General features: G+C 59.0%; 18 protein-coding genes and 1 riboswitch. Of the genes, 11 read left to right on the forward strand and 7 right to left on the reverse strand.

Annotated elements, in window-relative coordinates; genetic code table 11:
• Positions 1 to 53 precede the first annotated feature (53 nt).
• Genes AC4EYZ_RS22350 through AC4EYZ_RS22365 form a run of 4 tightly spaced genes read left to right on the forward strand, consistent with a single transcriptional unit; the run spans position 54 to position 4,534 of the window.
• A complete protein-coding gene (locus tag AC4EYZ_RS22350) occupies positions 54 to 1,874 on the forward strand; it encodes a TonB-dependent receptor domain-containing protein (protein ID WP_490204026.1) in 1,821 nt (606 codons plus the stop codon).
• A 46-nt stretch (positions 1,875 to 1,920) separates the two neighbouring features.
• Positions 1,921 to 2,778: a cobalamin-binding protein gene (locus AC4EYZ_RS22355; protein WP_427769846.1), complete on the forward strand. Its 858-nt coding sequence runs from the start codon at positions 1,921 to 1,923 to the stop codon at positions 2,776 to 2,778.
• Positions 2,778 to 3,764 carry a FecCD family ABC transporter permease gene (locus AC4EYZ_RS22360; RefSeq protein WP_400671212.1) on the forward strand — a complete coding sequence of 329 codons (987 nt, stop codon included), beginning with the start codon at positions 2,778 to 2,780 and terminating at the stop codon, positions 3,762 to 3,764. Before AC4EYZ_RS22355 ends, AC4EYZ_RS22360 begins: the two co-directional genes overlap by 1 nt.
• On the forward strand, positions 3,764 to 4,534 hold the full coding sequence (locus tag AC4EYZ_RS22365) for an ABC transporter ATP-binding protein (protein WP_039859170.1): 771 nt from the start codon (positions 3,764 to 3,766) through the stop codon (positions 4,532 to 4,534). Before AC4EYZ_RS22360 ends, AC4EYZ_RS22365 begins: the two co-directional genes overlap by 1 nt.
• A gap of 3 nt (positions 4,535 to 4,537) precedes the next feature.
• On the opposite strand, the gene AC4EYZ_RS22370 is transcribed toward AC4EYZ_RS22365, so the two are convergent.
• Positions 4,538 to 5,428, reverse strand: a complete 891-nt coding sequence (locus tag AC4EYZ_RS22370) for an NAD-dependent epimerase/dehydratase family protein (RefSeq protein ID WP_474192268.1) — start codon at positions 5,426 to 5,428, stop codon at positions 4,538 to 4,540.
• 168 nt (positions 5,429 to 5,596) lie between these two features.
• On the opposite strand from AC4EYZ_RS22370, the gene AC4EYZ_RS22375 reads away from it, so the two are divergent.
• On the forward strand, positions 5,597 to 6,208 hold the full coding sequence (locus AC4EYZ_RS22375; RefSeq protein WP_022523063.1) for a Yip1 family protein: 612 nt from the start codon (positions 5,597 to 5,599) through the stop codon (positions 6,206 to 6,208).
• Between the two features lie 79 nt (positions 6,209 to 6,287).
• On the opposite strand, the gene AC4EYZ_RS22380 is transcribed toward AC4EYZ_RS22375, so the two are convergent.
• The 6 genes from AC4EYZ_RS22380 to AC4EYZ_RS22405 form a co-directional block, all read right to left on the reverse strand.
• Entirely contained in the window at positions 6,288 to 7,052 is a 765-nt protein-coding gene (locus tag AC4EYZ_RS22380; protein ID WP_022523064.1) for an ABC transporter ATP-binding protein, read from the reverse strand.
• Complete coding sequence (locus AC4EYZ_RS22385) at positions 7,052 to 8,116, reverse strand: FecCD family ABC transporter permease (RefSeq protein ID WP_474192269.1); 1,065 nt, start codon at positions 8,114 to 8,116, stop codon at positions 7,052 to 7,054. The genes AC4EYZ_RS22380 and AC4EYZ_RS22385 overlap by 1 nt, the downstream gene beginning before the upstream one ends.
• A complete protein-coding gene (locus AC4EYZ_RS22390; protein ID WP_474192270.1) occupies positions 8,113 to 9,129 on the reverse strand; it encodes an ABC transporter substrate-binding protein in 1,017 nt (338 codons plus the stop codon). The genes AC4EYZ_RS22385 and AC4EYZ_RS22390 overlap by 4 nt, the downstream gene beginning before the upstream one ends.
• Before the next feature lie 64 nt (positions 9,130 to 9,193).
• Positions 9,194 to 9,385, reverse strand: a riboswitch (cobalamin riboswitch).
• Between the two features lie 242 nt (positions 9,386 to 9,627).
• Entirely contained in the window at positions 9,628 to 10,083 is a 456-nt protein-coding gene (locus AC4EYZ_RS22395) for a DUF2931 family protein (RefSeq protein WP_474192271.1), read from the reverse strand.
• A gap of 143 nt (positions 10,084 to 10,226) precedes the next feature.
• On the reverse strand, positions 10,227 to 10,823 hold the full coding sequence (locus tag AC4EYZ_RS22400) for a DUF2931 family protein (protein ID WP_474192272.1): 597 nt from the start codon (positions 10,821 to 10,823) through the stop codon (positions 10,227 to 10,229).
• Positions 10,813 to 12,570, reverse strand: coding sequence for a type VI secretion system PAAR protein (locus AC4EYZ_RS22405; protein ID WP_474192273.1), 1,758 nt, complete (start codon positions 12,568 to 12,570; stop codon positions 10,813 to 10,815). Before AC4EYZ_RS22405 ends, AC4EYZ_RS22400 begins: the two co-directional genes overlap by 11 nt.
• A gap of 327 nt (positions 12,571 to 12,897) precedes the next feature.
• Between AC4EYZ_RS22405 and AC4EYZ_RS22410 the strand changes: the two genes are divergently transcribed.
• Genes AC4EYZ_RS22410 through AC4EYZ_RS22435 form a run of 6 tightly spaced genes read left to right on the forward strand, consistent with a single transcriptional unit; the run spans position 12,898 to position 22,763 of the window.
• Entirely contained in the window at positions 12,898 to 14,694 is a 1,797-nt protein-coding gene (locus tag AC4EYZ_RS22410) for an AAA family ATPase (RefSeq protein ID WP_490204027.1), read from the forward strand.
• A complete protein-coding gene (cobO, locus tag AC4EYZ_RS22415) occupies positions 14,691 to 15,284 on the forward strand; it encodes a cob(I)yrinic acid a,c-diamide adenosyltransferase (RefSeq protein ID WP_190373054.1) in 594 nt (197 codons plus the stop codon). The genes AC4EYZ_RS22410 and cobO overlap by 4 nt, the downstream gene beginning before the upstream one ends.
• Entirely contained in the window at positions 15,284 to 16,654 is a 1,371-nt protein-coding gene (locus AC4EYZ_RS22420; protein ID WP_490204028.1) for a cobyrinic acid a,c-diamide synthase CobB, read from the forward strand. Before cobO ends, AC4EYZ_RS22420 begins: the two co-directional genes overlap by 1 nt.
• A complete protein-coding gene (gene cobW / locus AC4EYZ_RS22425) occupies positions 16,641 to 17,762 on the forward strand; it encodes a cobalamin biosynthesis protein CobW (RefSeq protein ID WP_474193159.1) in 1,122 nt (373 codons plus the stop codon). Before AC4EYZ_RS22420 ends, cobW begins: the two co-directional genes overlap by 14 nt.
• Positions 17,762 to 21,619, forward strand: a complete 3,858-nt coding sequence (gene cobN / locus AC4EYZ_RS22430; RefSeq protein WP_490204029.1) for a cobaltochelatase subunit CobN — start codon at positions 17,762 to 17,764, stop codon at positions 21,617 to 21,619. Before cobW ends, cobN begins: the two co-directional genes overlap by 1 nt.
• Positions 21,597 to 22,763, forward strand: a complete 1,167-nt coding sequence (locus tag AC4EYZ_RS22435; protein WP_190373058.1) for a cobalamin biosynthesis protein CobG — start codon at positions 21,597 to 21,599, stop codon at positions 22,761 to 22,763. Before cobN ends, AC4EYZ_RS22435 begins: the two co-directional genes overlap by 23 nt.
• The last annotated feature ends 23 nt before the right edge of the window (positions 22,764 to 22,786 follow it).

Here is a 22,786-nt window from a genome sequence, read left to right on the forward strand (position 1 = left end):
GTTCGGTCAAAAAAATGCGCTGTGCGGGTGAGCACACGAGCAAGGGGTCTCACATGAACCACCGTTTCCACACCACCGCCAAACGGGCGGCGTTTAGTATGGCTGCTTTACCGCTAGCCTTTCACATCCAAGCCGAAGCCCAATACGCCGAAACAACGACCGATTTGGCCACGCTTGATCCTGTCGTCGTTACCGCTGCGTTAGCGCCCCGCACTGCTAATGAAAGCCTCTCTTCCGTTAGCGTGCTGGATGAAGCCACTTTCCGCCGCCAAGACCCCACCAGCCTGACGGATCTTCTGCGCGGCCAGCCGGGCGTTGATGTCACGAGTAACGGCAGCTTTGGCAAAAGTAGCAGCGTTTATCTACGCGGTGCGCCCAGCGATGCCTCCGTGCTCATGATTGACGGTATCCGGCTACGATCCGCCACGGCGGGCGGTGCTGCATTTCAGTACTTGGATCCGCGTATGTTTGATCGTGCGGAAATCGTGCGCGGCCCCCGCGGTAGTCTTTACGGAGCGGATGCCGTCGGCGGCGTGATACAGCTTTTTACCCTTGATGGTGACGAAGAGGGGCCGCAACCGAGAATTTCAGTCGGCGGTGGTTCATTCAATACCCAGCGGTTAAGCGCAGGCGTTTCAGGGCGCGAGGGGGGCACGCGTTACAGCTTTGCCGCTAGCCATTTCAATACCGATGGCCAGCCCATTCGTCGGGGTGGTGAGGACAAAGGCTACGACAATACCTCAGCGCTAGCCCGTGCTGCGCATACCTTTGAGAGTGGCGCTGAAGTCGGCGTGTTGGCACTGCGCGCTCGTGGTAACAACGAGTATGACGGTGGGGAGAATGACTTCGTCCAGCAGGTAGCAGGCGTCTACGCTGAGTTGCCGGTAACTGATACGTGGCAGAGCCGACTGACCCTTAGCGAAGCCCGCGATGAGCTGGACACGTTGGATAATTTCGGCGACTCAGTCATTGATACCCGCACGCAAACCGCCCGTTGGCAGAACAACATTCAGTTTGGTGCCCATGAGTTGATCGCTGGCGCTGAAATCAGCGAAGACCGCGTTTCAAGCACCAACGATTTTGACGTTACCAGCCGTGATAACAAAGCAGTGTTTACCCAAGGGTTACTCGACTTTTCGCCGTTCGCCATTCAAGCAAGCCTGCGTTATGACGATAACGAAGCCTATGGTGATGAAGTCACCGGCAGCTTGGCGCTGGGCTACGATCTGGATAACTACCACACGCTGCGTGCCAGTGTAGGTACTGCGTTTAAAGCACCGAGCTTCAATGACCTTTATTGGCCGGATTCGGGTAACCCTGATCTCAATCCGGAAACCTCTGAAACCGTCGAGGTGGGCGTTCGCGGCCAATACAGCCAGTGGTTCTGGGACTTGGCCGCCTTTCAAAACGACTACGACGACATGATTGCCTGGGCGCCAACGTCGAGTGGCTTATGGGCGCCGCAAAACGTTAACAGCGCGCGTATACGCGGGGCTGAGCTGTCAAGCGGCGTAGAGGTCAATGACTGGACACTCCAAGCTGCCTTCACCTACCTGGATCCGGAAGACCGGGCAACCGGCAATCGATTAGCCCGCCGGGCCACTCAAAGTGTGCGTTTGGATGCAGATCGGGAGCTTGGCGATTGGTCGTTGGGCGGCTCACTTGTAGCGCAGAGTTACCGTTACGATAACACCACCAATACCCAGCGTTTAGGAGGCTATGGGCTGGTTAACCTGCGCGCTGGCTGGCAGTTTGCGCCACTCTGGAGCGCTCGTGTTACGCTAGAAAATGCCTTTGATAAAGAGTATTCAACCACCCGTGATTACATCAACGCTGGCCGAGCAGGGTTCTTGAGTGTTCACTTTGGCCAATAGAAAAAGTGGTTTTGCGCGCGGGGCCCTGGGCCTCGCACTACTGCTGATGGCGTCCGCTGCCCCGGCACACGAGCACTCGCGCTGCGCAGTGGATGATCGTGACCGTGAGGTCTGTCTGTATAATGCTGCTCAGCGCATTGCCACGCTCTCCCCTGGCGCAACCGAGCTGACCTACGCGGCTGGCGCAGGGGATCAAGTGGTCGCTGTCGTCTCGTATAGTGACTATCCCCCGGAAGCCAAACAAGTGGCGTCGGTGGGCAGCCATACCCGAATTGATTTAGAAAAACTGGTGGGACTTGCACCCGATATAGTGATTGGTTGGGTGACGGGTAACCCCGCCGAACAGCTTGAAACCCTTGAAGCCCTGGGCATGCCAGTGTTCTATATCGAGCCCCGCGATGTAGAAGGTGTGGCCAGCGCCATTGAGCGCTTGGCAAGGTTGGCAGGCACAGAAACAGTGGGGCAAGCAGTGGCCGACAATTTCCGCAATACCATGAACGCCCTTGAAGAGCGCTATCGAGACCGGGAGCCGGTACCCACGTTTTACCAAGTGTGGGATGAGCCGCTAATGAGCGTTAACGACCAGCACCTGATCGGCCAAGTGGTTGAGATTTGTGGCGGTGAGAATGTGTTTGGCGATCAGGCACGCCTTGTGCCGCGTATCGATGATGAAGCCGTGTTGGCAGCGAATCCTGAAGCGATTGTTGCCGGTGGCATGGGGGAAGAGAATCGCCACTGGCTGACGCACTGGGAACAGTATCCCAACTTGACGGCGGTTGCGGAAGATAACCTCTTTTTTGTGCCGCCCTCACTGATTCAGCGGCCCACGCCGCGACTGATGGAGGGCACCCAGATCCTCTGTGAGAAGCTCGACATCGCCCGCCAAAAACGTGAGCGCAGTTAATGCTCGCACGCCTGGGACTGCCGCTTAGCCTGCTATTACTAGCGGCCTTGGCTTCGCTGGTCATCGCCATTGGTGTCGGTAGCGCGCAGATTTCACCGGCTCAAATCTGGCAGGCGGTGGTGGGTAACAGTATCCAGGGCGAAGGCGATGCACTAGCGCGCACCATGGTGATCGAGCTGCGCTTGCCCAGGGCGCTCTCGGCTTTTGCCGTAGGCGGTTTACTGGCGGTAGCCGGTGCGTTGATGCAGGTGTTGCTGCGTAACCCCCTGGCAGACCCTTACGTGCTTGGTCTTTCCGGTGGCGCCTCGATTGGCGCACTAGCAGCCATGCTGGGTGGACTAGGCGGGCTGGCGATTTCAGGCTCGGCATTTGGCGGCGCACTGCTCTCAACGTTTTTAGTCTTTGGTTTGGCCCACGGCAGCGGCGGCTGGACGCCTTCGCGGTTGCTGCTCACCGGTGTGGTGGTCGCGGCGGGGTGGGGGGCAGTAATTACACTAATGCTGGCGTTGAGCCCCGCCGAACGTCTGCCGGGTATGCTTTACTGGCTCATGGGTGATCTCTCCTATGCGCGTACGCCTTGGCCGCCGCTACTGCTGTTACTGGCTACCTGCGTGGTGCTGATTCCGCTCGGGCGGAGCCTGAATGTGCTGGCCCGTGGCCCGCAGCAAGCCGCCGCGCTGGGCGTTGCGGTCAGACCGCTTGAGTGGTGTATCTATATTGCCGCCAGTCTGCTGACTGCTGCTGCCGTTACTACCGCAGGCAGCATTGGTTTTGTCGGTCTAGTGGTACCTCATATGCTGCGTTTACTGCTAGGCAATGATCAACGGCTGATACTGCCCGCCTGCGCACTGGCGGGTGGCACGCTGTTGGTGCTGGCCGATACCCTGGCGCGCACCATGATCGCCCCGGAACAGTTGCCCGTAGGAGTAATCACCGCGCTATTAGGTGTGCCTACCTTCCTGTTTCTGCTCTACCGGAGCCGCTGATGAGCGTACTGGCTACCCGTAATCTCATCATCGATGTGCCTGGCCGCGAAGGCGGTACGCAGCTTAATATAACCATCGAACCAGGGCAGGTGTGGGGTGTGTTAGGGCCTAACGGTGCGGGAAAAACGACGCTATTACACACCTTAGCTGGCCTGCAAGCGCCACGTTCAGGCAGTGTTCAGCTCAACGATTCAGCGCTTGGCCAACTGCGCCGCCGCCATGTTGCTCAGTGCTTGGGGTTAGTGTTTCAAGATCGCCAGGATGGGTTTCCAGCAACCGTGTTGGAAACCGCGCTGATTGGCCGTCACCCTTATCTATCGCCTTGGCAGATGGAGGGGGCTGAAGACTACGCCCGCGCGGAAGCCGCCCTTGAGCGCCTGGATGTTGCGCACCTGCGTGATCGTCTGGTAAGCACTCTTTCCGGTGGCGAGCGCCAGCGGGTGGCGATTGCCACGGTGCTGACGCAAGCGCCCAATGTGTGGCTAGCGGATGAACCCACCAACCATCTGGATCTTCATCACCAGAGTGCCGTGATGGCGCTAATGGCAGAACAGGCCATTCAGGGGCAGGCGGTCATCATGTGTTTACACGACCTAAACCTTGCTGCCCGCTGGTGCGACCATGTGCTGTTGCTTTATCCCAATGGCGAGGCGTGCTGGGGCTCGCGGGATAACATGCTGGTGCCCAGCGCGCTGGAAGATCTCTACCGCCAAAAGCTAGCAGTAGTAGAGGTGGATGGTGCACCGGTGTTTGTGCCGATAAAGGGGTGATACTTACTGCTCCAGCTCTTCCCGCCAGGAGTGGCGTGGTTCAAAGCCGACCAGACGACGGGCCTTTTCGATGCAGTAGAAGGTTTCGAATTCATCCATTTCGCGCTTGATAGGTACGCCGGAGTAGAAGCGCTCTATCACCTGGGCGTTGGTCAGGCTAACCGATAGATCGTCATTGGCGACGTTAAATACCTGGTAGCCGAGGCCATCCGTTTTCAGGCAGCAATCGACCATCTGGCCCAGGTCGCGGGCGTCGATATAGGCGAAGATATTGCGGCGGCGCAGGGCGGGGTCGTCCATGTAGGCTGGGAAATTTTGGCGGTATTCGTGGGGCTCAATAACGTTGTTGATGCGCAGGCCGTAGATGTCGATCCCTGAGCGCGCCTGGAAGGAGCGTGCCGTTACTTCGTTAACTACCTTGCTCATGGCGTAGCTATCTTGAGGCACGGTGAGGTGCTCTTCATCGACGGGCAAGTAGTCGGGTTTTTGCTCGCCATCAGCGAAGCAGACACCGTAGGTGGTCTCGCTAGAGGCGAAGATGACCTTGGGAATACCTAACTTGGTGGCAGCATCAAGAATGTTGTAGGTACTTAGCGTATTGATGCGGTAGGTCTCGTTGTCCGGCCTATGCAGAATGGCTGGTATGGCCGCGAAGTGGACTATCGCATCGTAACGCGGCACGCCGGTGCCGGGTTCCAGCTCATCGAACCCAGCGTAGGCTTGGCAAGCATTAAACACTTGCCCAGCATCGGTCAGATCGGTTTTCAGGGTAGTAATACCGGGCACATCAGACGCCACCCAGTCCAGATTAGTGACTCGATGGCCTTGATCGCGAAGATAAGCGGTCGCATGACGGCCAGCCTTGCCACTGCCGCCGGTGAACAGAAGACGCATATGAACTCCACCAATGAATAGAATGAACTCCTCCACCTTAGCAAAGAAAAATCCTCACCTCCGAAAATGATTTTGTGTTCTACACTAAAAATGATTCGGAACCTTGTTGATCCGATCGATCATCGCCTGATCCTAACAAAAGCGTGTCCACAAAAACGGGAGGTCGTTATGGTCAATCATGTTTGGGGGCTTCTCCATCATCCTGAACGGGAGTGGTATAAGATCAGTGAGGAGCATGAGTCTGTCAGTCATCTCTATGCTCACCATGTCCTGTTACTCGCTGCCGTTCCTGTTGTCTGTGCCCTGATAGGCACCACCCAGGTAGGCTGGACTTATGGTGGTTCGGCAACCTATAAAGTCTCCCTTGCCAACGGTATTGCCTTAGGCGTGGCTTTTTATGCGCTGATGCTAATGGCTGTGGGGGTGGTGGGGAGTGTGATCCATTGGATGGCCCGCCGTATTGAGAATCGACCTAGCCGCCGCGACTGTATTATCTTCGCAGGTTATATTGCGACCCCGATGTTCCTCAGCGGCGTTTTTGCGCTCTATCCGGTTTTCTGGTTGTGTGTGCTAGGGATGGTGATCGGCCTGCTCTATAGCACCTATCTGCTCTACAAGGGAACGCCCAGCTTTCTGGGAATCAGTCATAAGCAGGGGTTTATTCTGTCGACCACGACGCTGGGTATCGGTGTTTTGGTGCTGGAGGCGCTGCTTGTCGTCGTTGTACTTCTGTGGAGTATGGGCACGGATCACAGTGTGGTTTGGCATTTTTTTCGGTGAATGAGGACTGTAGCGCCGGGGGGCACGAAAGTTTGCGCTGTCGGTAACTGAGCATTTTTCCTAGCAGACTAGGATCTAGCTAAATCGCACTGTGAAAACGCATGACTTGCTTGCCATCGACAGGATCATCGATCACATGGGCATAGACCCCAAAGGTCTGTTGTAGCCTGTTAGGCGTGAGTATGTCTTGGGGGAGGCCGCTATCGATCAGGCGGCCGCCATCCATGACGCCGATGCGGTCACATTCCATGGCTTGATTAAGATCATGCAGTGAGATAACCACCGTGATCGGTAGTTGCCTGACCAATTCAAGAATCGAAAGCTGGTGGCGAATATCCAGATGATTGGTGGGTTCATCCAATAGCAGAATTTTAGGCTGTTGTGCCAGCGCTCGGGCAATATGAACTCGCTGGCGCTCACCGCCAGAGAGGGTATGCCAAAGGCGATCGGCCATGTGCGCCATATCCACATCTGCCAGCGCCTGCGCCACGATGGCATCATCTTCCGTTGACCAGGGACGCAACGCGGAAAGGAAAGGTGTACGACCCAGTGATACCACTTGGTGCACGGTAATGCGGTCGGTAGTGTCCGCCTGCTGTTCCACCAAGGCAACGGATTGTGCGATCGCCCGTTGCTTGAGCGTGTGCAGGGGCTGGCTATCCATCAACACCCGTCCTGCCTTGGGTTTGTTCAATCCCGCCAACAGACGCAACAGGGAGGTTTTCCCCGAGCCGTTCGGCCCCACCAGCCCAAAGGTCTGGCCGGGCTCGACGGTAAGATTGACGTCAGCAAGCAATGGCGTGCCGTGCACTGACCACGCAAGCTGTTCAGCCGATAAGCGCATCAGGACCTCTTGCCGCGAACCAGGATCAGCGCAAACGCGGGCGCGCCGATCAGTGAGGTAATCACCCCGATGGGAAGTACTTGGCCGGAGATCAGCACCCGGGAAAGAATATCCGAACCGATCAAGAACACGGCGCCTGCCAGAGCGGTTGCTGGCACCAGTCGGGTATGGCGGCTCCCCACGATAAAACGCATCGCGTGAGGGATCACCAGACCCACAAACCCAATCGCCCCTACGATAGACACCATCACCGCCGTGACCAGCGCCATGGCGATAATCAGCATGCCACGCACCGGGCGCACCGCGATGCCCATGGAGGCGGCGCTGTCTGCGCCGAAGGTAAATGCATCCAGGGAACGCCGGTGCCACAGGCAAACCAGCAGCCCGAATAGCGCAGCAGGCACCGCCAAGGATACATCGGCCCAGCGTACCCCGGATAGATTGCCCATCAGCCAAAACATGATGCCCCGGGCCTGCTCGGCGCTCGCTGACTTGGTAATGATAAAAGCGGTCAGCGCATTGAACAGCTGCGAGCCTGCAATACCCGCCAAAATAATTGCCCCGGCGGCCTGAACGCCGCGCCCGCCACCCACACCGCTGTTGGCTGCATGGGCGAGCATCACCACGATACCAAAGGAGAGTAGGGCGCCGATAAAGGCGCCGAGGGAGAGCGAAAGTGCTCCTGCGCCCAGCCCGGCGACGGCCACCGCCACCGCCCCGGTAGAAGCCCCAGCGGAAATACCCATCAAGTAGGGGTCAGCCAAGGGGTTACGCAGCAGCGCCTGTAGCACGACCCCGGCCAGGGCCAAGCTGGTGCCGCAACAGGCGGCAACCACGGCGCGGCTGAGACGATAGTTCCAAATAATGCCCGCGTCGATTCGGTCAACCGGGTAATCCGTTCCTATCAGCTGGTTGGCGAGCACTTTGACAATGGTATCCACGGGAATCGGCGTCTCGCCGATGGCGGTGCCCGCGATCAGTGCCGTCACAAGCACGAGCGGCGTTATCCATAGCCAGCGCAACCCGAAGTGTGCGGAGGAAGCCCTCGTTAGCGCTATGCTCATTCGTTAAACGACATATTGGATAGTGCCTCGGCAAGTGATTCAAGGCCGTAAATAGTGCGCATAGTGGCGCTCATGGCGTGGGCGTCCATCTCTACGATGCGGTTGTTTTTAACCGCCGTCATTTCACGGGTGACCGGATCACTGCGCAGAAACTCACGCTTGGCTTCAATGTCGTCGGCAGGAAAGCGACGACGATCCATGTTGGCGATAACAAGCACATCGGGATCAGCCCTGGCGATGCTCTCCCAGCCCACCGTGGGCCACTCTTCGTCAGACTCGATGACATTACGAATGCCGAGTTTTTCCATCATATACCCTGGTGCCCCCAGCTGCCCCGCCACGAAAGGGCTAACCCCCAGATCTGTCGATGAAAACCAGAATGCCGCCGACAAGTCTTCCGGTAAATCAAGGCTGCTCGCCAAGTCGATAGCGCGCTGTTCGCGGGCGGTAAGGTCGGCTATCAGCGCCTCGCCAGCGTCTTGAACATCGTAGATCTCGGCTAACTCGGTGATCCCTTTATAGATGGAATCGGTCGAGAAGGCGGCGGTGCGGGTGCCATCGCCGCCGGTAGAGTTATCCTTGGTGTCGCAATCGGCGGGCATAATATAGGTATTAATACCCAGCTCATGAAACTGCTCACGGGTGGCGACACTGCCGGTGGGGCCCACGTGCCACTCATACTGCACCGCCACCAGATCAGGCCGTTTATTGACCACGGCCTCGAAGCTCGGGTCGTCGTTGGCGATCCGCTCGATCGCTTCATTGGCATCAGCAAACTGGGGAAGAACCGGATTAAACCAAACCGAAGTGCCATTCACTCGATCAGCGAGCCCCAGCGAATAGAGAATCTCCGTAGCTGACTGGCCAACCGTCACTGTTCGCTCCGGGGGGGACGTCACACTGAAGTCAACGCCGCAATTGGTTAGCGTAAGGGGGTAGTCGGTGGAGGCGTAAGCCGCCTGTGCAAGGCCAACAGTGCTCGCGGCGATGGCCGTGGTCAATCTCAACATCATGTACACTCCCGTGCATGATGAGCTCCGCATTCGGGCAGAAAATACTGACCGAGCCACTTCGCTCGATGTAAGTAATATATCGGCAGTTCTCCTGACTGACGGGTCATGGCTAGCTCGCCTTCCCAGACTCTGTGTCCAGTGGCATCAAAGAGCATCGCTCGCCGCCTACAGTTGCGGGGGCAGTTCCGGTTCGCGGCAAGCCGCGGCGGATTCTCTATTAAGTTCCGGGGGGAACACCGACACTGGTCATTCTAGGTTGCAGGTGGATAGCGAACAACAGAAAGCCTAAGGATCTTATGAGTTCTTGTTTAAAATGAAATGTTATAACATTGTATTGTGTAGGAGCGTAAAAATCCAACTGTATCCTTAGCGTCAGCTGATATAAGTTCTCGCACAGTTAACCGCTTGCAACAGATTGGCCTCGCCGCCATGCCTTCCTCGGTTAAGAAATATGCATGAACTGGATGAGGCACCTTCGCGAGGATTGTTTAGCCGCCATTACTCACCAGGGCTGGGAAAGAGCCCCTCGTTAATAAATTGTTCGGTTTGGCTCCGGTATCGACTTGGATCGCCTTCCACCACGGTCGCTTGCGCATTTTCAACGATGGGGGTGCTAAAATCCTCACTGCGATCATAGCCACAATCCATGCATCTGGCCCGCCACCAAACAAGGGCTTCACCTTTTCCGGAAAAGCCCACAATTAAGTAGTGTCCGTATTTGGGTTCGGGGTACTTCTGGTACCAGTCATCAACACGGTCACTAAAGTCTTCTGGAAGCGAAAGATCGATCTGGTAAAAGGCTTGGATTCTATGTGAAAACCAGCGAGCCTGCACCGAATCGGGAACTGCCTTTGGCAACGACAATACCACCAGTGCGCCCCCCGGTGGATTGTGGTCAAAGCCGCCTCTAAGAATGCCTGCCGGAGCACCCCAGCTATTGTCAAATGTGAGCATTTCTACTCTGGCTGGCCACCCAGTTGGGCCACCTGCCACTGAAATAACAAAATTATATTCACGGGGTTCGCTGGAGCACGCGGTGGCCAGGGTTAGGCACAGAGCCACTAGCAAGGCTCGAAGCATTGAAGTTTTAGCTGTCATTACTCATTAGGTCTAGGAAAGAGCCCCTCGTTAATAAATTGTTCGGTTTGGCTCCGGTATCGACTTGGATCGCCTTCCACTATGTTCGCTTGCGCTTTTTCAACAATTGGGGTGCTAAAATCCTCACTGCGATCATAGCCACAATCCATGCATCTTGCCCGCCACCAAACAAGGGCTTCACCTTTTCCGGAAAATCCAACAATGAAGTAATGGCGATATTTGGGTTCAGGGTATTTTTGGTACCATTCATTAACACGGTTACTAAAATCGTCCGGTAGAGAAAGATCAATTTGGTGAAAAGTCTTGGTTCTGTAAGAATACCAGCGGGCTTGTACCGAGTTGGGAGCTGGCTTTGGCGATAATATTACCATTGCTCCCCCTGGTGGGCTGTGGTCGAACCCTCCTCTAAGGATGCCTCCCGGAGCACTCCAGTTATTGTCAAATGTGAGTTCTTCAACTCTGACTGGCCAACCTATGGGGCCGCCTGCCACTGAAATGCCAAAATTATATTCATGTGGTTCTCCAGAACACGCGGTGGTCAGGGTTAGGCACAGAGCCACTAGCAAGGCTCGAAGCATCGACGTTTTAGTCGCCATGACTCACCTGACTCCTTGGCTGTGCTGCACGTTGGGAATTGCTAAGGAAAAAACGCCGTACCCGATTCGGCTCTGGCCTATGGGCAATGTCACCGATGCGGTAAGAGGTATGAATATAGTCATAAAGATAATCACGTGCATTCGCTAGGTCGCCACCCGAGGTTTGCCACTGATTAAGGGCATCTTGCAACTGGGCAGGTATGGGATAATCGTTCATTAAGTCCAAAGGTACGCCTGCACTTATCGCTTGGTCGTACATTTTATGTAAAGCGAAGTAAGACAGCTCCTTGCGGGTAGGGCGTCGCTCCTCTGCGATCACATCGCTTCCTTCAATTCGGGGTTGAATGTTTCGTGAGTCTGTGGCGTTAAGTTCCGCAATCTTCTGCTGAGCAGACCGGATGGTTCGGGAGTTATGGCCGTGCCCCCTATACCTTCTTACCTCAAACCGTTCATAGTTCTGAAAGTCCACTTCAGGGTTCTCATAGCCCCCGCCCACATCGGAATGAACCCCCGGCAATGCCTCTTCTATAAAGTTACCGGGTAGGCCGTTAGCCCCTCTAATTCTTGACAGTGGAAAGTTTGTGCGGATTTCATGAAAGGCCGTTAGATGAACAACCTGCTCGGCGCTATGGGCACCCAAATGCAGGTTGAAATCAAGGTTCTGCTCGTTACCAGGAAGGTAAAAACTGCCCACCGTATCAAATAGGCCGACAAAACCGACGCTAGCGTTAACGCCTTGAGGAAAAGCTGTCACTTCCCTGAACTTGATTCTCGGTTGCGGCCACCAGGTAAGCTGCGGCATGGCAATAGTCGCAGGCCAGGAATTGACCAGATTAACGAAGTGCCTGGCCAGTGCCGCACCGCGGCTAAATCCAAATACATCAATAATCACCTCAGACGCTGAGGTATCTTCTACAATAGTCCGTACATCTGCCAGAGCCATCTCGATTCTTGCATGCCCTCCTGTGGCCCCTAAACCTAATGCTAGCCCCCAGCTATCTTCCGGCGCAACAAATCCGTCATCGGTGTCTTCACCATCCACTGTGCCGGGGCCTTCAACATATATCCTTTGCTCGGATCCTCCAGCACCTGAGTCACGGTAAAGGTCGTACAATCGAGCCACATTGGTAATATCCCGATCCGTTAGCCGTAGGTCGTTCTGCATATGGTTGCCCGTGCCATCGAAAAACACCCCAAGCCGAAGGGTTCTGGGCGAGTTTTCCTCATCATTTGTCGCTTGGGCTTGCGATGAGTCACCTGCGTTGGTCAGTCCTCTCTGGCCATTGTGCAGTGCGCTTGTACCCGGCTGCCGGGCAGTGCGGGAAAGCGCCGATTGGTTGAGACGAGTATTATGGTTGGCTGATTGGTGAGCGCTAGCACTGCTGGAATTAGCGTGCAATGCCGTCGCAGACCCACCCCCAGCCCCTTGCAGAGAGCGAGAGGGCGTCGCTATCTGATCATCGCCGATGATCACGCTGCCACTGCCTATAGTGACGCCACCACAATCGACTGAACCGCCGGTGAGGGCGGCGGGCCTGCCGTTGATAAGTACAGTGGTTGAACCACTTGAGATAGTGCGCGGGTGAGGAGGGTGGTTAGGCTTGGCGTGGGGTTCCAGAGGGTCACCCACCCGTCCTACGGGTTTGCTGTCCACAAATACATCCGGCGAGCCAGCGGTGACCGGTGTAGGTGGGAATTTCTCATGTTCAGTCCCTATATCTCCGACTATTACAATTTTCTTACCCACTCCCCATCTCCCTTCTTTTCCTTTGCGAATGCATATCATCATTACTAGTGGTTAATTAGCATTAGCTTAATGGGGCTCGGCGCAATATGAAAGTGTGAAGGTAATTATTATGAGGATTTTTTAACCAGGACTCCCTGTGGTCGAGGAACAGATTGGCTTCGTCGCCGTGCCTTCCTCTATACTGCATTCCTTTATGTCATCTCCTCTTTATGAATAGTTTTATCACTACTCACTTGGTTATTATGAATCAAACTCAAGTCCGTCGGTCATCACAGTGTTCAGCAAAGGTTGGCGGGTTGGCAGGCTTGCCTAGCACGGGAGGTGCCGGTGAGTGAGTTTCCGTTTGCGGCGGTGGTCGGTCAGGAACCGCTGAAAACCGCCTTGTTGCTGAATGCTATTAACCCCCGCATTGGCGGTGTGTTGATCAGCGGCCCCCGGGGGAGTGCGAAGTCCACCCTGGCGCGGGCGCTGGCAGAGGTTTTGCCTGAAGACCAAAGCGGCAAAAAACCACCCTTTGTGACTTTACCCCTCGGCGCCAGCGAAGACCGCCTGGTGGGCAGCCTGGATCTGAACAAGGTGCTGGCCGAGCGCGAAGCCACGTTTCATGACGGCTTGCTCGCCAAGGCCCACGGCGGGGTGCTTTACGTGGATGAGGTCAATCTGCTGCCGGATATGCTGGTGGATCTGCTGCTGGACGTGGCCGCCAGCGGGGTCAATGTGGTCGAGCGCGATGGCATCAGCCACTCCCACCCGGCGCGCTTCAGCCTGATCGGCACCATGAACCCGGACGAAGGCGAGCTGCGCCCACAGTTACTTGATCGATTCGGCCTCTGCCTTGAGCAGGCGGGTGCCATGAGCATCGACGAGCGCATTGCCATCGTCCAGCAGCGCGACGCCTTTGATCGCGACCCCGAGGCCTATAAAGCGCAGTTTGCGGCCGAGCAGGCCGCGCTGATGCAGCAGCTGGAAGACGCCCAGCAGGCGCTGGCAACGGTGTCGACTGAAAGCTGGGTCTACGCGAATATTGCCCAGCGCTGCGAATCCGCAGGCGTTGAAGGCCTACGGGCAGACGTAACCTGGCACCGGGCGGCCCAGGCCCATGCGGCCTGGCGCGGCGCGGCGAGCGTTAGCCAAGCAGATATCGATACGGTTGAACCCTGGGTGCTGGCTCACCGGCGGACGCGTTCATCAGACGCTGGTTCAGACGCCCAACCTCCCGAGCAAAGCGGGGGCTCCTCAAGCCCACCACCTTCCACACTGCCTGATCGGTCGTCGGGAGGCAGCGAGGATCATCGCAACAGCGCTGGCCCGTCAGACCCTCAGCGCGGCGCGTCAGGCCAGTGGGGCGCCATGCCGCCCCAGGCTCAGCAGGTGATAAGCGCCCCCGTGTCGCCCTGGCCGGACACTCCTTCGAGCAAGGCTTCAAGCCGGGCTGTCAGCAGCGCCGAATCACCGGCAACGTCGGGCAGCGGCCAAACGCAAGGTCGTGGCCGCTCCCAAGTAGCGACCTCGCGGCTCGACGGGTTCGCGACGCTGATCGCCAATCGCGGCCAGTGGCCCTGGCAGCAGCTAAAGATGCGCAAGTCCCGCGCCGGGCAGGCGACGGCACACCTGGTACTTCTGGATACGTCGGGTTCCACCCTGGGTCAGCGCCTGCTGGGCCAGGCAAAGGGGCTGGTCGAGTCGCTAGTCAGCCAAGCCTACGCCGCGCGGGAGCAGGTCGCGGTGCTGGGGTTTGGCAACGGCGGCGTGGTGCCGATACTCTCTCGCCGCCGAGCGCCCAAAAACGCGCGGGGCACTCTGGATAGTGCCAAAGGCGGTGGCGGCACCCCGCTGCGGGAGGCGATTATTGAAGCCAAGCGGCTGATCCGCCAGTGGCAGCGCCGCGAGCCCGGCCTGAAGGTGCGCACCTATCTGATCACCGATGGCCGCACCCGGGAAACCGTTGACGATCTCGCCCCGCTAGCGGACTGCCTGCTGATCGACACCGAACAATCCAAAGTCAAACGCGGGCAGGGTGCACGCATCGCCCAGCAGTTGGGCGCGCGTTACTGGCCGGCCTCGTTTGGCAGACCCTTTATGGCGCATACTGTTTCTGCACATCAACCTGGGAACTTCTCATGAGCGACGCAAGCCATTTAGATCGCATGCAGCGCAAAAAAGACGTGGTCGACGAGCGCATCAGCAAGGCGACGGAAGAGCGCGGCGTGCTGATTCTGCTGAAAGGCAACGGCAAGGGCAAAAGCAGCTCCGCCTTCGGCACCATGGCGCGCTCACTGGGGCACGGCCAGCAGTGCGCGGTGATCCAGTTCATCAAAGGCCGCCGCGAAACCGGCGAGTATCTGTTCTTTCGCGATCATCCCAAGCTTGACTGGCACATCATGGGCCACGGCTTTACCTGGGAAACCCAGAATCGCGAGCGGGATATCGAAGCCGCCGAGGCCGCCTGGGCCGTCGCCAAAGGGCTGCTGGAGAACCCCGCCTATCACATGCTCGTGCTGGACGAGATGAGCTATATGTTCAAGTACGGCTATCTCGACCCCGAACCGGTGGTGGAAGCGCTTAAGCGCCGCCCGGCGCACCAGAACGTCATCATTACTGGGCGCACCATGGCCACGCCGCTTCAGGAAATCGCGGATACTATCAGCGTCGTTCAGGACGAGCGCCACGCCTTTCGCGGCGGCGTTAAAGCCCAGGCGGGGATCGAATACTGATGACGACGCCAACCGCTCGCTGCCCCGCGCTGTTTATCGCTGCCCCGGCCTCAGGCCAGGGCAAAACCACCGTCACGGCGGGCCTGGCGCGTCTGCTGCGCAACCAGGGCAAGGTAGTGCGGGTGTTCAAGACCGGCCCGGACTACCTGGATCCGCAGATACTCGCCCAGGCCTCCGGCCAGCCGGTGGACCAGTTGGATCTATGGATGGCAGGCGAAGCCTACTGCCGCCAGCGGTTTTATGACGCCGCCTGTGAAGCGGATTTAATTTTAGTCGAAGGCGCCATGGGGCTGTTCGACGGTGAGCCCTCAAGCGCTGATCTGGCGGCCCTGTTCGATATTCCCATGGCGATCGTCATGGATGTAAAAGGCATGGCGCAAACCGCCGCCGCGCTGGTATCGGGGTTGGTCGGCTTTCGCGATGACATCCATATCGCCGGGCTGATCGCCAACGCCTGCGGCTCGCAGCGCCACCGCGAGCTGATCGAAGGCGCGCTGCCGCCGACGATTCCTCTGCTGGCCGCCATGCCCCGCGACCCCGCGCTGTCACTCCCCGAGCGCCACCTGGGCCTCGTGCAGGCGGCGGAGATTCGCGAGGATCTGGAAGCCCGCTTCGAGGCGGGCGCCAAAGCGCTGGAAGCGGCCGGGCTGCTGGACGCGCTCTCGGCGCTTTCACCCGTGACCTTTACCGCCCCCCAGGAACAACTCGCGGCCGTTAAGCCGTTGCTCAAAGGCCACACCATTGGCGTGGCCCGGGACGCCGCCTTTAGCTTCGTCTATCAGGCCAACCTCGACCTGTTGGAGCAGATGGGCGCGACGCTGCGTTTCTTCTCGCCGCTGACGGATAGCCGCCTGCCCGAATGCGACGCCCTCTGGCTGCCCGGTGGCTATCCGGAGCTTCATGCTCAAACGCTTGCGGATAACGGCGCCATGCGTTCGGCCATTGAGGCTTTTTATAGCGCCGACAAGCCCATTCTGGCCGAGTGTGGCGGGCTGCTGTACTGCCTGGAAACCCTGACCGACTACGACGATATTACTCATACCATGCTAGGCCTGCTGCCCGGGCAGGGGGCCATGCGCGGGCGCCGCGGCTGCCAGGGGATGCAAACCGCCGAGCTGCCGGAAGGCCCGGTTCGCGGCCATGCGCACCACCGCTCCATGGCGGAAGGCACCCTCGAGCCGATTGGCCACGGCCGCCGCCAGCGGCACCCCGCGCCGGGGGAGGCGATTTACCGTCAAAAGCGCCTGACGGCGACCTATTTGCATCTGTTTTTCCCCAATAATCCTGACGCTGTGGCAAGGCTCTTTTCTGCCAGCCCGGCGTACTGCGAACCGCAACACAGCGAGGCATTTACCCATGCAATTGAATAAGATTCCTGCCACGGTCGTGACCGGTTTTCTCGGCAGCGGCAAAACCACGCTGCTGGCCAATATTCTGCGTCAGGTGACCGGCAAGCGGATCGCCGTGATCGTCAATGAGTTCGGCGAACAGGATATCGACTCCAGCCTGCTGCGTAGCTGTGCGCTGGGGTGTGAAGAGGGTAGCGAAGGCGGGCAGCTAGACGGTGAAGACGGCAGCATCTATGAACTGGCCAACGGCTGTATCTGCTGCACCGTGGAAGAAGAATTTCTGCCGGTCATGAAAAAGCTGGTCGCCCGCCGCGACGATATCGACCACATCCTGATCGAAACCAGCGGCCTGGCGCTGCCCAAGCCGCTGGTGCAAGCGTTCAACTGGCCCGACGTCCGCCAGCACTGCACCGTGGATGCGATTATTACCGTGATCGATGGCCCCGCCGTGGCCGCCGGCCGCTATGCCAGCGACGTGGAGAAGGTGGCCGCCCAGCGCCTCGCCGACGAGAGCCTGGATCACGACCCCAGCCTGCGCGAGCTGCTCGATGACCAGCTCAGCGCGGCGGATCTGGTGCTGGTCAGCAAGGCCGACCTGCTCAGCCCGGAAGAGCGCACAAAGGTGGAAGCAGTGATTCAGGCGCGGGTGAGTGCCTCGGTGAAAACGCTGTTTATCGATCAGACCCAGACCACCGACACCACCCAGCTGGAAGCGCTGATGGGTATCGGCGCAGCCAGCGAAGAGCATATTGATAGCATCACCAATCACCACGACAAGCACCACGCCGAAGGCGCTCACCACGACCACGCCCACGACAACTTTGATTCCTGCGTGATCACCCTGGGCGAAGTCGATGGCGACATCTTGGCCGACAAACTGCAACAGCTGCTGAAAAGCCACGAGATCTACCGCGCCAAAGGCTTCGCGGCGATTCCCGGCAAGCCCATGCGCCGGGTTATCCAGGCGGTGGGCGAGCGCCTGGAAGGCTACTTCGACCGGCTATGGAGCGAGGACGAGACGCGTCAGACTCAGCTGGTGATCATCGGCAAATCGCTGGATAGCCAATTGCTGCAGGACGAACTTGCCGCGGCTGAAATGAACCCTGAACAGGCGCATACGGCTAGCTAATGCACTTATTTGCCGCCAAGCCCGGAGGCTTTGTCGATGATGAAGGCATCATCGACCTGCAACAGAGCCCCGCCGAGGTCGTGATACTTTCCGCCGCCGATAGCAACCTGTCGGCGCTGGCTCAGGCGGTTGACCGCCTGGGCGAGGCGTACCCCTCGGTGCGGTTGGCCAACTGGATGAACCTGGTAAAACCGGCGGCCTACGATCTCTACGAAGATCGGGTGCTGGAAAAGGCTCAGTTGGTCATCGTCTCGCTGCTGGGCGGCAAGGCCTACTGGCAGTATGGCCACGAACGCCTGCTCGCCTGGGCGGCGGCTAAACCCGAGCGCCAGCTGATACTGGTGCCGGGCTGCGATGCCCCGGATGATGCTCTGCTGGAAGACTCCACCATCGCCTTCGATGACGCTTACCGGGTGTGGCGCTACCTGCGTGAGGGTGGCACCGATAACGCCGAGCAGCTGCTGCGCTTTGTCGCCAATGAGTATATGGCCAGCGAGTGTATAGATAGACACCTGGGCGACTGGCAGGAGCCCAAGGTCATCCCGCCAGCGGTGATTTATGCGTCGCAGGAGCAGCAGGCGTCCAGCCTCAGCGAGTGGCGCGATCGCCAGGTGCCAGGGCGGCCAGTGTGCCTGCTGCTGTTTTATCGCAGCCATTTGCAGGGGGCGAACACCGCCGTACCCGACGGTTTGCTGGCGGCGCTTAAAGACCAGGGGCTGGAGCCGTTGGCGGTGGCCGTGGCGTCCCTGAAAGAAGGGCCGTGCATTGACTTTATCAATCACCTGATTGAGCAGACCGGCGCGATGCTGGTGATCAATACCACCAGCTTTGCGGTCAACCGCAACGCGGACGGGCTGAATGCCCTGGGTGAGGAATTACCTGACAACCTCTTTGTAGGCCGACCCGTGGTGCTCCAGGCGATTCTTGCCAGCAGCACGTCGGAAGACTGGCAGGGCATGGCCGCCGGGCTGCATAGTCGCGATGTGGCCATGCAGGTGGTGCTCCCCGAGATGGATGGCCGCATCATCACCCGGGCGGTGGGCTTTAAAGCCGAAGCCCACTACAACCCGCGCTGCCAGTTGGCGGTGACCCACCACGTGATCCACCCGGAACGAGCCGCCTTTGTGGCCGAGCTTGCGCGGCGGATTTGTTCGCTGCGGCTGACCCCCAACGGGCAGAAGCGTGTCGCGCTGATCATGGCCAACTACCCCAATCGCGATGGCCGGATCGGTAATGGGGTCGGGCTGGATACGCCTGCGTCGACGCTGCAGATTCTCAGCGCCCTGAAAGAGGCGGGCTACCCGCTCAGCGAACTGCCGGAAAATGGCGATGAATTGATCCGTCAGCTTCAGGGCGCAGTGACCAACGATCACGGCAGCCTCGACCAGCGCGCCTGCTGGCAGAGCATCAGCGTTGACGACTACCTGGCCTGGTTTCAAACCCTGCCTACCGAACTTCAGGAAACCGTATGGACGCGTTGGGGCGCTCCAGATGAAGACCCCAAATGCCGCCAGGGGCGGCTGATGATCGCGGGTATTCGTCTGGGTGAGACCTTTGTGGGTATCCAGCCGGAGCGGGACTTTATCGACGATCTCACCCAGTCCTACCACGATATGGAGCTGGCGCCGCCCCACAGCTATCTGGCGTTTTATTTTTGGCTGCGCGCGCACTACCAGGTCGATGCGGTCATTCACGTCGGCAAGCACGGTAATTTAGAGTGGCTGCCGGGCAAAAGCATCGCCTTGAGCGCCGACTGCTGGCCGGATATTGCCCTGGGGCCGCTGCCGCATTTTTATCCGTTCATCGTTAACGACCCCGGCGAGGGTGCCCAGGCCAAGCGGCGCAGTCAGGCGGTGATTATCGACCACCTGATGCCGCCGCTGGCGCGGGCCGAGCTCTACGGCGCCATGGCCGAGCTTGAAGCGCTCACCGACGAATATTATCAAGCGCTGGATATGGATCCCCGCCGGGAAGCGCTGATTCGCAGCCAGATTCTTGCTCACCTGCGTGATACCGGTATCGACCAGGAACTGGCGCATGTGGTAGACGGTTTTGACAACAGTACTGATGACGCCGAGATTCTCAACGAGCTGGATACCTTCCTGTGCGACATCAAGGAATCGCAGATCCGTCATGGACTGCACATACTCGGCACGCTGCCGCCGGAAGAGAAGCGGGCGGGCACTTTGGTGGCGCTGTTGCGACTACCCCGGGGCGAAGCGGTGGCCAGCCGCGGCCTGCTGCACAACCTGGCCTACGATTTAGGCTTGGATTTTGACCCGTTAGCCGCGGGCAATGAGCCCTGGCAGGGGCCTGAACCGGCTATTTTGACTCAGCAGCTTGATACCCCCTGGCGCACCGGGGCAGATGCCCGCGAACGCCTGGAGCTTCTGGCCGAGCGCTGGGTGACCGACTACGTCTTGGCAAACGGCTGCCTGGATGACCTGGCCCAGGATTATCCCGATACGGCAGCGCAACTGCGCTACGCCCGCGACCAGCTATGGGTCACCATGCAGCGCGGCGTGAAGATGGAGATTCAGTCGCTGCTCGACGGCCTTGAGGGCATTTTCGTGCCCGCCGGGCCCAGCGGCGCCCCCAGCCGGGGGCGGCTGGATACGCTACCCACCGGGCGTAACTTTTTTAGCGTCGATAACCGCTCGATTCCATCGCCCGCCGCCTGGACGCTGGGCGAAAAATCCGCTCAGGCGTTTGTCGAACGCTACCTCCAGGATCACGGCGACTACCCACGGCGGCTGGGGCTATCCATCTGGGGCACCGCCACCATGCGTACCGGCGGCGATGACATCGCCCAGGCCTTCGCGCTGATGGGCGTGCGGCCCATCTGGTCGCTGGGTTCCCAGCGGGTGAGCGACTTTGAAGTGATCCCCTCGATGCTGCTCAATCGCCCACGGGTCGATGTCACGCTGCGGGTCTCCGGGTTCTTCCGCGACGCCTTCCCCAACGTAATTCGCCTGTTTGACGCCGCCGTGCAGGCGGTGGCGCGCTATGAAGAGCCGGGCAACAGCAACACCATCCGCGAGGCGGTGCTTTCCCGCCAGCAGGAACTGGAAGACCAGGGGCTAAGCCCCAAGATGGCCGCTCAAGAGGCGAGCTACCGAATATTTGGCAGCAAGCCCGGCGAGTATGGTGCGGGCCTAAACCGGCTGATTGAAAACCGATCCTGGGAGAGCGCCGACGATTTGGCCGAGGCCTACATGGAGACAGGCGCCTACGCTTACGGCCAGTTTAAGGAGTCGGGTACGGCCGCACGCGGCGCCTTCGAGCAGCAGCTCCAGGGGCTAGATGCGGTGATGCAAAACCAGGATAACCGCGAGCACGATATCCTCGATTCCAACAGCTATTACGCCTTCCAGGGCGGCATGGCCAACGCCACTCGTTCGCTAAGCGGAAAGGCACCGGAGATTTACCACGCCGACCACGCCAACCCCGCGATGCCCAAGATTCGCACTCTGAAAGAAGAACTGGCGAAGGTGATTCGCTCGCGCGTGCTGAACCCCAAGTGGATCAACGCCATGCGCGAGCACGGCTACAAAGGCGCCTTTGAGATGGCCGCCACGGTGGACTACCTGTTTGCCTACGACGCCACCACCGATCTGATTGCCGACTACCAGTACGCCCAGGTGAGCGACGCCCTGGTGCTCGACGCCGCCAATCAGCAGTTCCTGCGCGAGCACAACCCGGCCGCCCTGGAAGAGATGGCCGAGCGATTACTCGAAGCCGCCCAACGGGGCATGTGGCAAGCCCCCGGCAAGCACGGCCAGGCGCTTCAGGATCTGCTGCTGGAAATGGACGAAGCCAAAGAGACCTATGGTCATGTCGCCCAGCCCGCGCATTAAAGGCTGGTGCCCCGGCGCGTGGCGACCCATGGCCACCGGCGATGGTTGGCTTGTACGCGTGCGTCCGCCGCTGGGTGAGCTTTCACAGGAACAGGTAGTGGCACTGTGCAACGCCGCCGAGACCTTCGGCAGCGGTTTAATCGAGCTAACCAGCCGGGCCAACCTGCAGCTGCGTGGGGTGACCGACGAAAGCTGGCCGCTACTGATGGCGTTTCTGGTCGAGCATCAGTTGGTGAGCGATGACCCGGAAGCAGAACGCCTGCCACAGCTGATGCTGGCGCCCGCCTGGCAAAAGGGCGATGACACCCATACCATTGCCCGCTTGTTGCAGGCGCGGGGCAGTGAATTGGCATCCATGCCCGGCAAGGTCGGCATCGCCATTGACGCGGGAGAAGCGCCGGTACTGGGCGATAGCGCCGCTGATTTTCGCATCGAGCGCTCAACGGAAGGCGGCCTGCTGGTACGCGCCGATGGTTACGCGCTAGGCACGGTGGTGAGCGATATTGATGCCGCCGTCGAGCAGCTGATACGCCTGACCCACTGGTTCGTGGACACCGGCGGCTGGGAGTCAGGCCGCATGCGGCGGCATACAGCAACGCTGCCCGATTGGGCGCCCGCTGATACCGCCCCCGCATCCCCCGGCGAGAAGCTGGCGCTGGGCGAACATGGCGAGGGCATGGTGGTGGGGCTTCCCTTTGGCCGGGTGGCGGCTGATACGCTGCGCGAGGCGGTCTTTCCGGCAAGTGGCTCGCAAACAAGTATCAGTGCTGTGCAGGTCACCCCCTGGCGGCGCCTGTTGTTGAAGGATTGCGATACACTACCCGCGGTGGATGGCTTGATCCGTCATAATAGTGACCCGCGGCTAGCGATGGACGCCTGCCCCGGCGCGCCCTACTGCGAACAGGCGAGTGTCGCCACCCAGCCGCTTGCCGAGAAGCTAAGCGGCTGGGTGGAAGGAACGGTGCATATATCTGGCTGCGCTAAAGGCTGCGCCCGGCGCGCCCCAGCCGATGTGTGCTTGGTCGGGCAAGCAGGTCGATTTAATGTTGTTGTTAACGGCCGCGCTGATAGCACGCCGGTTAAGTCAGGCCTCACTGAGAGTGAGGTGGTTGGTTTTTTGAGAAAGCTCAGCGAAAACAGTTAGGTTGTTCCTCGGTAGCTGAGTGT

The sequence above is a fragment of the Vreelandella sp. 162(4c) genome, from assembly GCF_058152265.1.

What these genes read in the sequence shown, in the direction of transcription:
- AC4EYZ_RS22370 (WP_474192268.1), bottom strand. Translation starts at nt 5,428, where the DNA reads ATGCGTCTTCTGTTCACCGGCGGCAGTGGCAAGGCTGGCCGTCATGCG.
- AC4EYZ_RS22435 (WP_190373058.1), top strand. Translation starts at nt 21,597, where the DNA reads ATGTCGCCCAGCCCGCGCATTAAAGGCTGGTGCCCCGGCGCGTGGCGA.
- AC4EYZ_RS22375 (WP_022523063.1), top strand. Translation starts at nt 5,597, where the DNA reads ATGGTCAATCATGTTTGGGGGCTTCTCCATCATCCTGAACGGGAGTGG.
- AC4EYZ_RS22350 (WP_490204026.1), top strand. Translation starts at nt 54, where the DNA reads ATGAACCACCGTTTCCACACCACCGCCAAACGGGCGGCGTTTAGTATG.
- AC4EYZ_RS22385 (WP_474192269.1), bottom strand. Translation starts at nt 8,116, where the DNA reads ATGAGCATAGCGCTAACGAGGGCTTCCTCCGCACACTTCGGGTTGCGC.
- AC4EYZ_RS22380 (WP_022523064.1), bottom strand. Translation starts at nt 7,052, where the DNA reads ATGCGCTTATCGGCTGAACAGCTTGCGTGGTCAGTGCACGGCACGCCA.
- cobW (WP_474193159.1), top strand. Translation starts at nt 16,641, where the DNA reads ATGCAATTGAATAAGATTCCTGCCACGGTCGTGACCGGTTTTCTCGGC.
- AC4EYZ_RS22355 (WP_427769846.1), top strand. Translation starts at nt 1,921, where the DNA reads ATGGCGTCCGCTGCCCCGGCACACGAGCACTCGCGCTGCGCAGTGGAT.
- AC4EYZ_RS22420 (WP_490204028.1), top strand. Translation starts at nt 15,284, where the DNA reads ATGACGACGCCAACCGCTCGCTGCCCCGCGCTGTTTATCGCTGCCCCG.
- AC4EYZ_RS22365 (WP_039859170.1), top strand. Translation starts at nt 3,764, where the DNA reads ATGAGCGTACTGGCTACCCGTAATCTCATCATCGATGTGCCTGGCCGC.
- cobN (WP_490204029.1), top strand. Translation starts at nt 17,762, where the DNA reads ATGCACTTATTTGCCGCCAAGCCCGGAGGCTTTGTCGATGATGAAGGC.
- cobO (WP_190373054.1), top strand. Translation starts at nt 14,691, where the DNA reads ATGAGCGACGCAAGCCATTTAGATCGCATGCAGCGCAAAAAAGACGTG.
- AC4EYZ_RS22390 (WP_474192270.1), bottom strand. Translation starts at nt 9,129, where the DNA reads ATGATGTTGAGATTGACCACGGCCATCGCCGCGAGCACTGTTGGCCTT.
- AC4EYZ_RS22360 (WP_400671212.1), top strand. Translation starts at nt 2,778, where the DNA reads ATGCTCGCACGCCTGGGACTGCCGCTTAGCCTGCTATTACTAGCGGCC.
- AC4EYZ_RS22400 (WP_474192272.1), bottom strand. Translation starts at nt 10,823, where the DNA reads ATGGCGACTAAAACGTCGATGCTTCGAGCCTTGCTAGTGGCTCTGTGC.
- AC4EYZ_RS22395 (WP_474192271.1), bottom strand. Translation starts at nt 10,083, where the DNA reads ATGCTCACATTTGACAATAGCTGGGGTGCTCCGGCAGGCATTCTTAGA.